Genomic DNA, 16,985 nt, shown 5'->3' with positions numbered 1-16,985 from the left:
AATGAGAATTAAATAACTTTCACTCTTGAAAGTGGGATGGGCGTCCCGCCCGGCCAAAAAGGACGGGCGGGACGCCCATCCCACAATAACAATTAAAATTGTAAGTTATTTAATTCGCGATCCTAAGATTTGGAGTGGGCGATCGAGCTTCGATCGAAAAGTTTGTAGGCGTAAGGCGGGGCGTAGCCATCGCACAGCGCCCCGGAAAAAAAGACCAAAAAAAGATCGATCGTCCGCGCAAGTCAACCCTCCTGGGCTCGCACCCGCAACAGCAGCAGCTTTCCCCCCTCACCTCAATCGGGCTGCCGCCTCCCGAAAGCCCTAAGCCTCATAACTCCCCAAAAGTTTTCGCCACAGGAGTTTCACAGTCTCCAAGCTCACAGGTATAGCAACGGCCGATAGGGTAAGGACGTTCTTAATTGATGAAAGCATTGTTTTTACTGTCGAATGCCAAAAGCATTTCTAGAGGCTGCTGCTCTGGCTCCCTTGTGCACGAGAGAGGCGAATGCTATAAAATCTTAAACAGCAGGGGAGTGCGGAAATTGCGATCGAACGCCAAGCAACAACCGAACTCGATCGAGTCCAAACCTTTGATAACCTATAATTTGAATGAGATGCCGCAGGCACTTCTGCTACTGGCATTATACTAATGCGCCATCCTGCGGCTAATTTGGGATTTATTCTTTCTAACAACTAACAACTAACAAATAACAACTAATAAAGAGGGGATTGCTTAATGGCTGCAACAGATTTTAAAGACTATTACGCTATTTTGGGACTCAACAAAACTGCCAGTTCTGACGAAATTAAAAAAACTTTCCGCAAACTAGCCCGCAAATATCACCCGGACATGAACCCCGGCAACAAAGAAGCAGAAGCTCGTTTTAAAGAAGTAAACGAAGCTTACGAAGTGCTCTCAGACCCTGAAAAACGCAAAAAATACGACCAATACGGTCAATACTGGAAGCAAGCTGCCACAACTCCAGGCGGATGGCCGGGCGGGGGCAGTACGAATGTAGACTTTGGCGGGGTTGACTTCAGCGAGTACGGCAGTTTTGACGAATTTATCAATGCCTTGTTAGGTCGCGCAGGTAGTAGTCCTGGTAGTGCCCGCAACGCCAAGTGGAATTACAGCAACTACCGCAGCACCAGCGGCGGGCCCACAGGTTTTGGCGGATTTGAAGATTTCGCGGGGTACGAAAATCGCACCGCAGGAAGCTCTCTCGACACCGAGGTCGCCATTTCCCTGACTTTGGGGGAAGCATTTCGGGGAACTTCTAAGCGAGTCGCCACGGGGGAAGTTTCGATTCCAGCAGGAGTGAAAACCGGCAGCAAAATTCGGATAAAAGGCAAAGGTCAAGTTGACCCGTACACGAAGCAACAGGGAGATTTGTACCTAAAATTAGAAGTTTTGCCTCACGCTTTCTTCCAGTTTGAGGGAGAGAATTTGGTCTGCGAAGTGCCGATAACTCCCGACGAAGCGGTGTTGGGATCTTCAATTGAAGTGCCGGCGCCTGAAGGTATGATCACTGTGAAATTTCCAGCCGGGATTCGTTCGGGTCAGTCTTTGCGGTTGCGGGGCAAGGGATGGCCGAAACCGAAGAAAAACGAGCGGACTGATTTGTTGGTCAAAATTGCGATCGTGCCACCGAAAGAAATTAGCAGTGTAGAACGCGAATGCTATGAAAAAATCAAAGCAAATCGCACTTTTAATCCTCGCAGTAATCTCAATCAGATGGTGCTGTAAATTACCCAGCACGGACCTGAGTACAGCTACAGTGTGGGCTTTCAATAGCCCTGAAATGATCTTGCACCTTGCAAAACAATCTCGAACCTTCGGGCTTATTTACGAAAGCCTCAATAGCAGCAATATTCTTACTGCCGTTTAAGTCGGCATCACCTTTCCATCCACAATGACCACAAGCGAACTTTTTGCCATTCCTATAAGACTCACCCTTTACAGGATGAATGTGATTGCACTTGTGGCACATTTTGCTGGTGTATCTAGGCTCAACAAACAGAATCTTTACGCTATGCTTTATAGCTTTGTAGATGAGGAATTGACGCAACTGAAAGAACGCCCAGCTATTACTAAGTCTCCGCTCTTTCTGCGAGCGTGGCTGCTGATTTGTGCGTTCCCTAATTCCCGTCAAATCTTCCAAAGAGATAACTTGATTTTTGTTCTTAGCCTTGGTTACGATACGGTGACTGATAGTGTGATTTACCAAAGTCTGAAAGCGCTTTTCCTTGCCCGACAACCGTTTCAACAATTCTCGACATCTACGCCGAGAGCGGAGACTGCCTTTCGTGGCTTTTCGCTGGATATTTGCTCTCAACTTGGCATAATGGTTTTTAACTTTGGTAATTTGTTTGCCGCTAAATGTATCTCCATCAGAAGTGACCGCAATATCAGTCCTACCCAAGTCACAACCCAAAACTTGATTGCAAGGTGGAGGCTCGGCTGGCTGAGATTCAAGCTGAATATTAAGATAGTAACTGCCATTTTGCGTTTGCACAAAGTAGCAGTCTTGGGGTTTTGACCTTTCAGCAATCCAAGTTGGTAGTTTCCGATAGCCAGTACAAACCGTTCCCTACCACCAGTAGTAGTCAAACTTACTGTCCAATCTTTTTCCCTAAAAGAAAAGATACGGGTATCGTAAGTGACGCTAGTAGGAGCAAATTTGTTAACAGGCTTCCCATCTTTTTTAGCTGTTTTTCTGTTACCAGAAACCCGTCTAATAGCATGGATTGCCAACTGCGCCGAAAGTCCAAACATCTCTCTGACATTGTGATAAGCTAATCCGCATTTAAATTGCAGGGTAAGATAAATTTTCACTTTTGTGGGGTGGGCATCTTGCCCGCCCTCAACATACAATTTAAATGCACAACAGCTTATACCTGCTGATTGCATCGCCAATTCATTTGTCAGGGTTGGTGGCACAGTTTGATTCACGTATTCACAAGCATTAGCGAATGCCTGAAGGGTTGCATCAATTTTGATGGAATGCTCAGGCGTTACTTGGAGCTTGCAAGGGGCGGGTTCACCGAAATATATGACACCCACCGACAAATCAGATAAACCCGCCCCATCCCATCGAGAAACTACCAGAACTATCCGTCAGAGCAACTCCGCCCTATGAAAAACTCCACTTTTAACCAACCCTCTACCAGAATAGGCGCCACCACAGGCAGATTGCGCCTACAAAACGCTATATTTTGTTGTTCGTAAGTCCTGAATCGAAAATCAAAAATCGAATAACCCTTGACGTGTGTAGCAATTCGTGATATTTTTATCCGCGTTTATCGGGATATAAAAAATATTTATGAATAAATCTTAAGTTTTAATTAAATTTAGTATTATAATTTTGGTAACTTCCAACTAAGTATTTATTCTCAATATGATAGCGGATCAATTTCCTTGGCTGACCGCAATTGTCATCCTACCCCTCCTAGCTTCCCTCGCCATCCCTTTTCTGCCCGATACAGACGGCAAAACCATTCGCTGGTATGCCCTAGGCGTAGGTATTGCAGATTTTGTATTAATGTGCTGGGTGTTTTGGACTCATTACGATCCAAGCATCTCTACTTTCCAAATCGTAGAGCAATATTCCTGGATACCTTCTTTAGGTCTCAACTGGTCTGTTTCCGTTGACGGACTGTCAGTGCCGTTGGTACTGTTGGCGGGATTGGTGACGACGCTATCAATCTTTGCAGCCTGGGAAGTCGATCGCAAGCCACGACTATTCTACTTCCTGATGCTGGTGATGTACTCCGCACAAATAGGAGTTTTCGTCGCCCAAGACATCATGCTGCTGTTCATTGTCTGGGAACTAGAACTAATTCCGGTGTACCTGTTAATCTCGATTTGGGGCGGACAAAACCGTCGCTATGCAGCTACCAAATTCTTGATTTACACCGCAGGCGCTTCCATCTTTATTTTGATAGCTGCCTTGGCAATGGCATTCTACGGCGGAGGCACTCCCACCTTCGACATGGTAGAACTAGGCTTGAAGGACTACCCACTGGGTTTAGAATTATTCCTTTATGCGGGATTGCTGATTGCCTTCGGTGTGAAACTGGCGATTTTCCCCTTCCACACTTGGCTACCTGATGCCCACGGCGAAGCATCTTCTCCCGTGTCGATGATTCTGGCCGGCGTATTGCTGAAAATGGGCGGATACGGACTGATTCGCCTGAATTTGGAACTTCTTCCCCAAGCACACGTTTACTTTGCACCGATTATGGCGGTGCTCGGCGTGGTCAATATTATCTACGGCGCGCTGAATTCCTTCGGCCAATCGAACATGAAGCGCCGCTTAGCGAATTCGTCGATTTCTCACATGGGATTCGTGTTGTTGGGTATTGCTTCCTTCACGGATTTGGGAATCAACGGGGCGCTGTTGCAAATGATTTCCCACGGTTTAATCGCCTCAGTATTGTTTTTCCTGGCTGGCGTTACTTACGATCGCACCCATACAATGATCATGGACGAGATGGGCGAGATTGGGAAAGTCATGCCGAAAGTGTTTGCCTTGTTTACCGCAGGCGCGATGGCATCTTTGGCACTCCCCGGAATGAGCGGTTTTGCTAGCGAATTGTCCGTGTTTGTGGGCGTCGCAACTAGCGATATGTACAGCGGTTCTTTCCGCGCGGTGACAGTGTTCCTGGCGGCAGTAGGACTGATTTTGACGCCGATTTATTTGCTCTCGATGCTGCGACAGTTATTTTACAACTGTGGGACACTAGCGGCTTGCGACCTTGAGGATCTAAATCTGCAGAATCAAAGAAACAATCTGGATGAAGCGGTTTGTTTCGGTAATAGTTGCGTTTTGCCGGGTGATGCACCGTTTATTGATGCTAAACCTCGGGAAGTGGCGATCGCATTTTGCTTTTTGATACCGATTGTCGGCATTGGTTTTTATCCCAACATGGCGATGCAAGTCTACGATGCCAAGACTGTCGCAGTCAACGCAGAAGTCCGCCAATCTTACATCCAAATTGCTCAACAAAATCCTCGGATTTATGCGAATCAACTTTTGGTTCCCAAAATTGCCCAAGCTCAAAAATCGCCTGCTTTGGACAAAATTACAGGGGCTGAATCTGCATCGGTTTTTGGCATTGTCAAATAATTTTCTCGAACTCTGTTTTTGTTGAAAATTGGGCGATCGCTTTTGTCAAAGGGCGATCGCTTTTTTCTTAGCGCTGAATTTCAGAAATAATCTGCGCCAGATTCTCCCTAGCATATCCCACCTCAAGAATCGATTTATCATCGAGATCAGAGGCTACTTTTTTCAAGATATTTAGCGGTTCTTCAAAGCCTGTCGTCTTCACAAACAACACTTGCAACCGATTTTTTACTAATGCTAAAATAGAGCGACTTGGTTCGCCTTTATCCCCTTTCCGTTTAGCAATGTTGATGCTCAATTTGTGAGTTTTCAACAGCCGCATTCTTTCTATTCCTTGGGTCTTAACCGTCTCCAAAACCTCCGCTCGAATCTGATCGACTAATCTATCCGTCACATATTGCACGATCAAAGGCTGAAGCATAAAAACAGTTTCCCCGCCCTCACTAATTTTGTCAATCAGCGAGCGACGACCTAGAGAATCGAGATTTTTTAGCAAATCCGAAAGCGATGAATTGACCAACATCTGCTCTCGCAAAGTCGCCAGGGAAATCGGGATTTGAGCAATAGCAATCCAGTAGGCAATCTCTTGTTCTGAACTCGACATTCGATCGAACTGTTGCGCCAGCAAATTGCTGATATGTTCTTCAATAAATAACGCCGTAGCTTCCAAAAGCTTTAAAACATTCCCCTCGAAAAACTCGTTAATTGTTGTCGCTACAATCTTTAAGGCTAACAGATTGCCTCCGTACCGGGATAACAAGATTTCCAACTCTCGATCTTGAGGCGACAAACCTTTTTCTTGGAAAATTTCCCGCGCTATTTCCGAGGAAATAGCAGGTTTTAAAGACCGCACTTTTTCTCCCGCCAGCAAAGCCAGTTCCGTAGGCTCTTCCGAACTAACTAGCAGTAAACAGCTATTGTGATTGACCTCACCGAGCCGCACAATTAAATCTCGATATCCTTCGCAGCCTTCGCGATAGTGTCCCGCTAATTCTTCGGGTTTGAGAACCGCTTCAAAATCGTCTAAAATTACCAGACAGCGGTGTTTTCGCAGATACTCGACCAAGCGCGAAATTTTGCTGTTGAGGTCGATCCTCTTCGTTGGCGTAGCCCCCGTAGGGGCGAGATCCCCTAACGGCACATCGGGTTTTTGTTGGTTAGAAAAAAGTTGAATTAAGCTTCCTAGGAAGTCGGATGGTGCGGGTGTCGATCGCAGCGATCGCCAAATCACAAAATCAAACTCATTCTGTACCTGTGAGGCCAACTGCACCGACAGAGTTGTTTTGCCGCTACCAGCCAAACCAAGCAGCGCTACCAGGCGACAATTATCTGATACAATCCACTGCTTTAAAGTAGTTAATTCTTCAGTCCGTCCGTAAAAAACCGAAACATCCGGTGCTTGGCCCCAATCTTCCTGTCGGTGTCCGATGGCCATCTTCAATAGAGAGCCTTTACCTCCACTAAAATCGCTCGTTCCCCGATCGATGTGGTATGAAAACAGCAACTGATGCCTCAATTCCGAAAGCTTTCCAGGGCCATTCCCCCCGATCTGAAACTTTTTGTAAACTTCGCCTAGTCTTTTGCGAACGGCGATGTCGCTAATGCCAAGCTTGGTTGCGATCGTCGCCGTAGATTGACCGTCGAGAGCCATAAACACAGTTTCTAACTCGGCATCTGTGACACCGCGTTGTTTGGCGATCGTTTGCACAAAGTTTTGAGGAATCGGAGTAGTCAAGGTAGGAATCTCGCCTATACTAAAAATCTATCTTCTATTATATTGTGTGAGTTCTCGCGGGAGAGCAATTGAATCGAATCTACCAACGTTCAGCTTGCTTTTTGTTGTTTGGGCAGTTTTAGATATTTATACCCAATTATCCATTGTGATACCAGTTTAAACTGATATCTTGCACCATTCTCAATTACTTGCTTAGGAACAGGCTTTCCGGCCTGTTCCACAAGAGATAAATTTTATTGTGAAACAGGCTGGAAAGCCTGTTCTTGACAATGGTGCAAGATGTGAATTTAAACAAAGAATGCAACTTTAGTAGAACCTATTGTAGGGTGGGTGGAGGCGCGGCGATTAATCTGTAGAACCAAACGATAAATCTCCAACCGCGCCTCCACCCACCGCGAACCAAAAACCGGGTCAATTTACAATTTTTGAAAGCAGCCCTATATCAGCCAAAAATTGTCGCACTAGCGCGGTATTCTCGGGCAGAAAGCAGCCGCCAACTCCCATCGCCCATAAGTTCCAAAACCTGCTGGTGATATTTCACTAAACTCAATCGGTGGCCCACACTCACAAACGTAGTTTTAGTGGCTTGCAACTGCTCGTATAAATATTGCTCGTTCTTCAAATCCAAAGCACTTGTCGCCTCATCCACAATAGCGTATCTGGGTTCCGTCAATAACAATCTAGCAAAAGCTAAACGTTGCTGTTCTCCCAGCGACAAAATCTCACCCCAATCTAAATTCGCATCAAAACCGCCCAATCTGTCCGGCAAATCTGCTAAGTTTACTGATGCCAAAACGCGGCGCAATTTTTCCTCATCAACCTCGCTGCTGGTATGGGGATACAAAAGTTGCGATCGCAAACTACCCAAAATCATATAAGGACGCTGCGGCAAAAACAGCATTTCCCCCAATTCCGGTCGCGCTAAACGCCCCGTTCCCGCGTCCCACAAACCCGCAATTGCCCGCAGCAAAGAACTCTTCCCAGCACCGCTTTGTCCGACAATTAACAGTCCTTCACCGGGCTGCACTGCTACCGACAAATCCCTAATTAAAGTCTTTTGATGCTGCGGAGTATCTAAAGTAACGTGCTCCAGTGTCAACTGAGAATCTACTACTACATCTATAGCAGTTCCTCCAGGACGAGATACCGCTTGTTTCGCTTCCAGAGTATCTGTAAATACAGTCAAACGATTGATACTAGCTGCAAAAGAACTCAGCGGCTCAATCTGAGTTACAATCACAGAAAAAGCGCGCAAAACCTGAGTGAAAGCAAAACCAGCTTGAGTGATATCTCCAAACTCGATTGTACCATTTTGATCTGCAAAATAAGTTGGAGCTAGAAACAAAGCCGGAATAATCACAACAGCATATCCGTATCCAGTTGTGAAATAATCCAAGTTTCGCTGCCAACCAATTAGCAAATTAAAATTGCGGAATACTTCCACAAATCGCTGCTTTATTTGAAATGATTCTTGCTCCTCGCCTCCATAAAAAGCAATAGATTCGGCGTTGTCGCGAATGTGAACCAGTCCGTAGCGAAAATTTGCTTCTTTTTTAAGTTGCTCGAAATTCAGAGGTACTAATCTTTGACCAAAAACTAGAGTAGCTGTCGTGCCCACAATAGCATAGATAATCAGAAAAATCGAAAGTTGTTTTGAGATAGACCACAGGATACCAGTAAAAGATATAATATTAACTATTGAACCAAGGATGAGCAGCATAAATGACAAACTTGTCCGGGTAAAAGAGCGGACATCTTCGGAAATTCGCTGGTCTGGATTGTCGATTTCCTTGTGTAAATTTATTTCGTAATAAGCCCGATTCTGAAAATACTTATCGAGGAACTTATTAGTCATCCACTCCCGCCAGTAGATACCCAATTTATCTTCGGTATACCGGTAAATTACCACAATGGGAGTGCCGACTATAAAAACCCCTGCATACACAAACAGATACTTCCAGTAATTGAGCTGGTCTTTCTTAGCTAGTGCTGTGTTAAAAAAGTTACCGACGTAACTAATTATTACATTCATACCACTGACTGACAGCGACAAAAACAGCAGCAAAGTCAATAAAGCCCAGGGCTGCCAGTGCGGTGTCAATCTGTCTTTGAACCAGACAAAAGCGCTGAAAGGAAGAATTAACATTAAAGCCACGATCGCAATTGCGGGCGAATTAATAATTCCTTTCAACAAAGTAACTAAGCCGGCTGCAATACTATTGACAAATTCGGGAAATAAGACTTGAGTACCCAAACATACAGCGCTGACGAGTACAAACATCGCAGCGAAGAGAAATATCAACAACAGCATCACTAATCCTAAAAAGATTCTGCCACTCCCAGGCTCTAAAGGATAAAAGTAAGGTTGAGCTATCGCAATAAATCTCTGCCACAACTGACGGTCAAATCGATTCATCTTTGCTGTTTACAAAACTACTTTGACTGTTCTAACATATCAAGTATTGTGACAAACGGCAGCAGTAATTTATGTCGGAGTTTCACGAAAAATTTTGTCTCACCCAAAGACGGAAACTGGTTTTCCGAGTTAACTGGTGGAGACCCAAAATTTGGGAGCTTTGTTCAAGCTCTTATATTCATCTGTTAAATCAATTCTTTAATCTCAAATCTAAAATCTCTCTAGCTGGAAGAAGTTGCGCTATCGCCGGCCAAGTCCGACTGCAATTTACTGGGGTAAAATCGCTGGCTAATCCCTAAAATTACTTGTTTCATTAGCCAATACAAAACAGCAATTACTACAAAAGTGACAGCCATTACTAAAACCGGACGCTTGCCTATCAAATCGTTCATTACACTGTTAACCAGCGCATCGGGGTTAGTCAGAATGTCCCAAGTGTTGAAGCGGATAAATCGCCCTAAATAGATGCCGATCGCCGAAAGTGCGTGTATAGTTATCTCCGTTACCAGGATAAATCTACTCAAACCCTGTTGCTTCAAATAGTAACCCAAATTCATCACCGACAGCACGTAAGCTCCAAACCCGGCCAGCATAAACGCGAGATATTGGGGAATCAAAGCCAGAGTCACAGTCCACACCGAGTTCCCCTCTTTAATCTGGCGGATCAGGTGAATGATATCAGTTAAAACGTAGGGCGCATTGGGTAAAAATGCGATAAACCAGAAAAAACCGCCCCACCACCGGAGAGAGCGAACTCCGCGCTGCCGCAGTACCCAGATGTCTACAGCCATCAGTGCCAGTGTAATCGCGATCGCCCCCAAAACGTAAGTTTTGCCCACATCTTGCACTATGTGCCTCAGATACGCAAAAACAGGGCGCGTACTGGACAAAAAAGTAGCGCCTAGGAGAAAGCCCGTACCCCACAGCAGCCAGCGCGATCGAGGTTTGCGGAACAGCCAAAAACTCAGGCCCAGCGGCACTAAACCCAAAAACAAATTCCAAGACATCCAGCGGACATTGTGTCCCATTGCTTGCAGGGCTTCCAGGATTAATCCCATCATGTCAATTTTTATACAATTAAAGGTTTGATGCAGCACCGCTTCGTTAGCAGCTTCCGTCTATTTTAGTCTTTAAATTGTAGGGTGAGTCAGCTTATGGCCCCTGGCTGCGCGCCTGAAAATCAGGCTCTGCTGACGAATCCTACCACTGCGGAGTCAATCTCAAATCTAAAATCTAAAATCGACTGACGCACCCTACCACTGCGGAGTCAATCTCAAATCTAAAATCTAAAATCTAAAATCTAAAATCGACTGACGCCCTACTATTTATACACTTTGTCGATCGGAATCTCAATCTGAAAAGTTGTTCCGCATCCTATGGAAGAAATGCACTCAATCTTACCCTTGTGCTTTTCCACCACAATCGAGTGCGCGATAGACATTCCCAACCCCGTACCTTTCCCCACAGCTTTCGTAGTAAAAAACGGGTTAAAAATGCGATCGACTATCCCATCGGGAATACCCGTACCGTTGTCCGAAATTTCTACCCTCACAGTGTTCTGGGGGGTTACACCAGTGGAAATAGTAATGCGGCCACTCTTTGTCTCTGATTGTGGAACCGATAACTGGTGATATCGCTCTTCAATAGCATCAATTGCATTAGCAATAATATTCATAAACACCTGATTCAGTTGGCTGGCATAGCACTCCACCAGCGGCAGTTTCCCGAACTCCTTAATTACTTCAATTTCCGGGCGGCTGTCCCGACTCTTCAAGCGGTGCTGCAAAATTAACAAAGTGCTCTCAATTCCCTCGTGAATATCCACCGGCTTCATTGCCGATTCGTCCAGTCGCGAAAAATTTCTGAGGGACAATACAATTTGCCGGATGCGCTCGCTTCCTACCTGCATCGAACCCATAACTTTTCTTAAATCCTCAGCCATGAAATCCAAATCAATCTCTTCAATGCGATCGACAATTTTTGAATTAGGAGCGGGATACTCCTGTTCGTAAAGAGTAACAAGATCCAGCAACTGTGTAGTATACTGGTTGAGATAATCAATGTTAGCGTGAATGAAATTAACGGGATTATTAATTTCGTGAGCGATCCCAGCCACTAATTGCCCCAAAGAAGACATTTTTTCTGTTTGAATGAGTTGAGTTTGAGTAGAGCGCAATGACCGCAGCGCTGACTCTAAATCTCTGGCTTTTTCTCTTTCTCGTTCCTCGCTTTGCCGCAGTGCTTCCTCTGCTTGCTTGCGAGTCGTAATATCCTGGGAAACTCCAATTATTACCTTAGCCTGACCCTCCGCATTCCTACTAAAAATAGTATCCCGGCTTTGCAGCCACAACAATTGACCGTATGCTCCCTGTACCCGGTACTCAATTTCCCTAGTTTCGCCATCTTCAACTTCTGCAAAGCTCGCGTGATGTTCCACAATTTTAGGCAAATCTTCGGGGTAGATCAACTGAGGCATGAGTGACGAATCCATCGCTGTAATGTCGTCAAGGGTATATCCCAAAAGCCCGAACAGTGAAGTATTCGTGTAGATATTTCGCTGTTCTTCCAAGTCGTATAGATACAAAATACCGGGAGTAGCCTCGGCTACTTTTTGAATAAACTGCTGGCTTTCTTGCAATTCTAATTCAGCTTGTTTGCGATCGGTAACATCAACGGTGATGCCGTCCCAAAGAATATCGCCGTTTTCCTTAGCTTCAGGACGCGAATTTGTCTGAAACCAGCGAATTTTGCCTGAAGGTAGTACCAGCCGTCCTTCCCACTGCCAAGGTTGCAGATTTTGGGCAGAAATAGCAATAGATTCGTCGTAATTGTCGCGATCGTCGGGATGAACCAAATCTGTTAGCACAGCCGCATTTTTAATAATATATTCTGGTTCTAACTCAAAAAGTTCTCGGCAACCAGCACTTATGTAAGGAAAACAGGAAGAGCCATCTGCACGCAACAAAAATTGATAAATGATTCCCGGCAAATTAGCAGACAGCTTTTGGAATTTTGCCTCGCTTTCCCGCAGTGCTTCCTCTGCTTGTTTGCGTTCCGTAATGTCAGTAATTGAACCTACCATGCGGACTGCTTTTCCAGATGCGTCCCACAAAGCTTGTCCCCGACTCAATATCCATTTGTAAGCGCGGTTATAGCACCACAAGCGGTATTCGGTGATGTAATGAGGCGTTTTTCTCTCCAAGTGTTCTTGAAGAAGTTGCTGAGAACTCACTAAATCATCGGGATGTAAATTCGTATTCCATGTATTATTGTAATCGCTAATGTCACTATCTTCGTAACCAGTGATTTCCTTAAAGCGATCGGAAACAAAAAGTTCACCGGTTTGCAAGTTCCAGTCCCAAATGCCGTCATTGTTGCCTTTGAGTGCTAACTGCCAGCGTTCTTCAGTTTGCATCAATTGAGCAGTTCTCTGTTTCACTCTATTTTCGAGTTCTTGATTGAGCTGTTTGAGACTTTCTTCTGCCTGGTTGCGTTCGATCGCAATTCCTGCTAAATTAATCGACGCTTCTATCAATTGCAGATCAAAGTTTTTGGGGTAGCGCGGTTGGGAATAATACATTCCAAAAGTCCCCAAAACTTGACCCTGAGATGAGAAAATAGGAGTAGACAAGCAAGCTCTCAGTCCAAAACTCAAGGCTAAATCTCGATAATTTTCCCACAAAGGATCCCTGGCAATATCTGTAACGATTACCTGTTGGCGGCTAAAGGTAGCAGAGCCGCAGGAACCGACATCCGGCCCGATGGCTATGCCATGAATAGCAGCATTGTAACTGTCGGGCAAACTGGGCGCGGCTCCGTGCAGCAAATGTTTTCCGTCTGGAGCTAGAAGCAATATCGAACCGATGACATCTCTAGATTGCTGCTCGATAATTTTAACTAAAGTATTTAAAGTATCGCCCAGAGAAGCACCCTTAGCAATCATTTCTAAAATTTGTTTTTGACCCGTTAACCAATTTTCAGCTTGCTTGCGCTCCGTAATGTTGCGGGCTACCCACAGAGCCGTGTTTTCTTTCATTGGCGAAATGGTAGCGGCAAACCACGTTTGTACGCTGGCAAGTTCCAGGTTATATTCAAAAGTACAGGTTTGATTTCTAGCAAGGGCGGTGCGAATTTTATCGTGAAAAATATCTGCCATTTCTGGCTCGAATAATTCGCTGATTTTTTGCCCGGAAAATTCCGCCGGTGGCTTGTACAATAATTCTGGATTTGTCGGGGCAATTTTCAGCAAGCGTCCCTCAATATCAATCTCGAAAATTACATCGTTCATGGCAGCGAACAAAGCTCGAAGTTCCGCTTCAGAACCTTGCAGGGCGATTTCAGCTTGTTTGCGATCGCTAATATCCGTCCCGATACAAAGCAGCCCTGCCACATTTCCCTTCGCATCTAGTAAAGGTTTATTTGTCCACGCTATCCACACCCTTTCTCCATTTCTGCGGATGTTTTCATTTTCGTTTTGGAAGTATTTTTGCGGCTGTGCCAAACAGTCTCGAATCTTTGTCGCGAGGTCACTTTCAAATAACTCTGTTTTCGGTATAATTGTGCCGATCGCACTTTTGCCGATGATTTCTGCTTCTGAATACCCGAAAAAAGTTTCAGCAAACTCGTTAAAAAAAGTAATATTACCTTCACTGTCTAACTGCACAATCATGCTGTTAGCATTCTCAACTAATTGCCGGTACTTAACTTCGCTCTCCCGCAGTTTCGCACGGCCGTACACCCCGCTAAAAACTGCCACCCCAGTCAAAAGTGCCAGCAAGTCGCCTCCAAAGATCACCCACCCCCGAAACGGCGAATTCGCAGGCCATCCTCCCGCCGGAATTGCTGCCAACTGCCAGGAACCGTTGGGCAAAGTCACTTCCAGCAGCACGGGATTCTGCTCAAAAATTGACCCGTCACCGAAAAACACAGGGCCGGAGGCTCCCGAACCGTCTTTGCCCCGCAGAGCGTATTGCAGCTTCGCTGAGGAGTCGTTGAGTCCTGCTTCCTCAATGAGGGTATTTTTGTCGATGATCAGGCCTGTCAAGCCCCAGTAAACTCCTGTTTCTGCCTCGACACCGGAGGGTGTGAGAAAAATCGGCGATCGGCTGATGAAAGTCTCGTCCCCCTCCAATAATTTCACGGGCCCGGCTAGCAAAGTTTTTCTGGTTCGGATGACCTCTTTGACCATTTCCCGCTGTTCGGGTAGCGCCGTCAAGTCAACTCCGATCGCCGCTTCATTTCCCTCCCGCGGATAAATGTAAGCGACCGTCGTGCCTTTAACTAAAGTTATGGCGCGAATGCCCGGTTGCTGTGCCACCAGAATTCTCGCCGTCGCTGTAAACTCGGCTTCGGTGATGTTTGGGTTGTTGGAAAGGTAAGCCCCCACACCCCGCATCAAATACAGGCGGGAATTCAAAGAGCCTTCCAGCTTAGAACGGACTGTGCTGAGGCGATCGAGGGTGCTAGCGCGGTTGTAGTGAAAAAACCGCCGCTGTTCCGATCGATCTAAAATGCCAACTCCGACCAAAATTGCTATTGATGCCGAAATAGCTGCTAAATACGGTGAAATTTGGAATTTTTTAACCTTAAAGTATTCCATCTGCCGGGGGTTAAGGTATTTTTTTACGTCTTTAGATAGATTTAGTTTAGTTTGATTTCTCTAGGCAAATCCAAAATTTTCGGCATACCGGGCTTTTCGCAAGCGGGCGCGAGTTTGTTGTGTTCGAGGACGCCCGTCGAACGCGGGCCGCCAAGCCTCTCATCATCAATTCTATGGAAAAAGTTTTAAATCTCAAATCGACTGACCGAAAGTAATGTGGTCATAAGCCCCCGGATTCATTCTTTCGCAGACTCAGGACGGATCAATCTAAAATCTAAAATCTAAAATCTAAAATTGGTTGACTCGCCCTCGATGGGGTAGGACGCGCCATGCTCCCGCACCACACCGGTGGGGGAACGCGCACCCGAAAGACGGGAGTTATTAGCTAAAATAGGTTTAGCAATAATTTTTTTCAGCGCTACGGCTAATCATTCATAGGGGCAATTTGATGCAAGAACAGTTGATGGAAGCGATCGCACCTTACCGCAATCGCGTAGATTATCTAGAAGTTCGCCTCGAACAAAGCGAGTCAACTGCGATTAGTTTTCGCGGCCCTCAGTTAGATGCTGTCAACCGCAGTTTTAGTCTCGCCGGCGGCATCCGCGCCTGTCACAAAGGTGGCTGGAGTTTTGTAACTTTTAACGGTTTAGATGAATTAAAAGACCGCATTGAAGAAGCTGTAGTGCAATCTCGTTTGGTTGGTAGTGAAAAAACTCTACTAGCAGATGTCACCCCGATTCAAGATTATGTAGCGGTGGAATTGGGCCGCGATCCGCGCTCTATTACTCTAGCCGAAAAGCGGAAATTGCTCGAATCTTACAATCAGTTGCTGTTAGATCATGACCCGCGAATTCAGACGACAATGGCAGGTTACAGCGACAGATTTGGGATTACTTATTTTGTGAATTCTCAAGGGACTTGCATCGCTCAAGAGCGCTTGGACGTGACCGGACGTTTCGGAGCGATCGCCCGCGGCGAGGGCGGTGTCGTCCGCCAAGGGTTTGAGTCGATTCACTCGCGATCGGATTACGATGTCTTGACAAATATTGAAGATCGTGTTAAGAGTGCTGCCGTTCGAGCTGTAGGCCAATTAGAGGCAAAATCGGTGAAAGGTGGTCAGTATCCGGTGATTTTAGACCCTTATTTGTCGGGGGTTTTTATTCACGAAGCTTTCGGGCATTTGTCGGAAGCAGACGGCATTTACGAAAACCCGAAAATGCAGGAATTGTTGACTTTGGGCAAGCCTGTGGCGATCGAACAATTGAATGTAATTGACGACGCAACTGTGCCGGGATTACCCGGAACTTTGAAATACGACGACGAAGGCGTGCCCGCTCAGTGCAAGCATTTAATTAAAAATGGAGTTTTAGCCGCTCGGATGCACAATCGCGAGACTGCGGGCAAAATGGGCGAAAGTCCGACGGGAAATGCCAGGGCTCTGAGTGCTACTTTTATGCCTTTGGTGCGGATGACTAATACTGCGATCGAGTCTGGCGAACATTCCTTTGACGAAATGGTTGCCGACATTGACGAAGGAGTTTATGCAGTGCGGATGTTGGGAGGACAAACCAACGGCGAAATGTTTACCTTTGCGGCGGCTCAAGGGTTTATGATTCGCGACGGCAAATTAGCCGAACCCGTGAGCGATGTCACTTTAAGCGGCAATGTATTTCAGACTTTAAAGGATATTGAGTCGATAGGAAATGACTCGGTTTATGCCTACGGCGGTTGCGGTAAAGGCGGCCAGAGTGGCTTGCCGGTAAGTGTCGGCGGCCCCCATTTGCGGATTAAAAATGTCGTCGTCGGAGGAAGATAATCATTAGTAATTAGTCATTAATTATTAGTTCAAAACTTACGCAATTGGCACATGGTGAAGGCGTGTTCGCGCCCTCACGCCTCACCTTAACCAGTGCGGGACACGGACAAGTTGACAAACCACTTAAATCTGGTATTTACTTTCACTCCCGCTGAGTGCGATGTCGCAGGCTACCGCTACCAAAGGTGTAAATTTCCGCACATCAATTCGCACAACCAGGGGGAACGCATCTTATTGAACACTGTTCATCAGTGGTGAGTATATTTTGAGATAAATTCACCCTTCTTAGAAGC

At 45.9% G+C, this 16,985-nt stretch carries 8 protein-coding genes; 3 read left to right on the top strand and 5 right to left on the bottom strand.

What is annotated here, in order from left to right; genetic code table 11:
• Positions 1 to 736: 736 nt before the first annotated feature.
• Positions 737 to 1,747 carry a J domain-containing protein gene (locus QT973_RS25895; protein WP_333057740.1) on the top strand — a complete coding sequence of 337 codons (1,011 nt, stop codon included), beginning with the start codon at positions 737 to 739 and terminating at the stop codon, positions 1,745 to 1,747.
• 1 nt (position 1,748) lies between these two features.
• Here QT973_RS25895 and QT973_RS27145 read toward each other — a convergent pair whose 3' ends face one another.
• Entirely contained in the window at positions 1,749 to 2,516 is a 768-nt protein-coding gene (locus QT973_RS27145) for an RNA-guided endonuclease InsQ/TnpB family protein (protein WP_445300723.1), read from the bottom strand.
• An 882-nt stretch (positions 2,517 to 3,398) separates the two neighbouring features.
• Here QT973_RS27145 and QT973_RS25885 point away from each other — a divergent pair.
• Positions 3,399 to 5,129, top strand: coding sequence for an NAD(P)H-quinone oxidoreductase subunit 4 (locus tag QT973_RS25885; protein WP_333057736.1), 1,731 nt, complete (start codon positions 3,399 to 3,401; stop codon positions 5,127 to 5,129).
• A gap of 67 nt (positions 5,130 to 5,196) precedes the next feature.
• Here QT973_RS25885 and QT973_RS25880 read toward each other — a convergent pair whose 3' ends face one another.
• The 4 genes from QT973_RS25880 to QT973_RS25865 form a co-directional block, all read right to left on the bottom strand.
• Entirely contained in the window at positions 5,197 to 6,861 is a 1,665-nt protein-coding gene (locus tag QT973_RS25880; protein WP_333057735.1) for an NB-ARC domain-containing protein, read from the bottom strand.
• Between the two features lie 442 nt (positions 6,862 to 7,303).
• On the bottom strand, positions 7,304 to 9,277 hold the full coding sequence (locus tag QT973_RS25875) for an ABC transporter ATP-binding protein/permease (RefSeq protein WP_333057734.1): 1,974 nt from the start codon (positions 9,275 to 9,277) through the stop codon (positions 7,304 to 7,306).
• Between the two features lie 221 nt (positions 9,278 to 9,498).
• A complete protein-coding gene (locus QT973_RS25870) occupies positions 9,499 to 10,338 on the bottom strand; it encodes a DUF1361 domain-containing protein (RefSeq protein ID WP_333057733.1) in 840 nt (279 codons plus the stop codon).
• 260 nt (positions 10,339 to 10,598) lie between these two features.
• Entirely contained in the window at positions 10,599 to 14,876 is a 4,278-nt protein-coding gene (locus tag QT973_RS25865) for a PAS domain S-box protein (protein WP_333057732.1), read from the bottom strand.
• A 448-nt stretch (positions 14,877 to 15,324) separates the two neighbouring features.
• Between QT973_RS25865 and QT973_RS25860 the strand changes: the two genes are divergently transcribed.
• Positions 15,325 to 16,692 (top strand): TldD/PmbA family protein, encoded by a 1,368-nt coding sequence (locus QT973_RS25860; protein WP_333057730.1) that lies wholly within the window; start codon positions 15,325 to 15,327, stop codon positions 16,690 to 16,692.
• Positions 16,693 to 16,985: the final 293 nt, after the last annotated feature.

It is taken from the genome of Microcoleus sp. Z1_A1 (assembly GCF_036700305.1).
Lineage (GTDB): Bacteria > Cyanobacteriota > Cyanobacteriia > Cyanobacteriales > Microcoleaceae > Microcoleus.
This window is presented reverse-complemented; position numbering and strand designations above follow the sequence as displayed.

Bases quoted from the DNA above. Each gene is read 5' to 3' on its own strand.
- QT973_RS25875 (WP_333057734.1), bottom strand. From the start codon at position 9,277: ATGAATCGATTTGACCGTCAGTTGTGGCAGAGATTTATTGCGATAGCT.
- QT973_RS25865 (WP_333057732.1), bottom strand. From the start codon at position 14,876: ATGGAATACTTTAAGGTTAAAAAATTCCAAATTTCACCGTATTTAGCA.
- QT973_RS25860 (WP_333057730.1), top strand. From the start codon at position 15,325: ATGCAAGAACAGTTGATGGAAGCGATCGCACCTTACCGCAATCGCGTA.
- QT973_RS25870 (WP_333057733.1), bottom strand. From the start codon at position 10,338: ATGATGGGATTAATCCTGGAAGCCCTGCAAGCAATGGGACACAATGTC.
- QT973_RS25885 (WP_333057736.1), top strand. From the start codon at position 3,399: ATGATAGCGGATCAATTTCCTTGGCTGACCGCAATTGTCATCCTACCC.
- QT973_RS25895 (WP_333057740.1), top strand. From the start codon at position 737: ATGGCTGCAACAGATTTTAAAGACTATTACGCTATTTTGGGACTCAAC.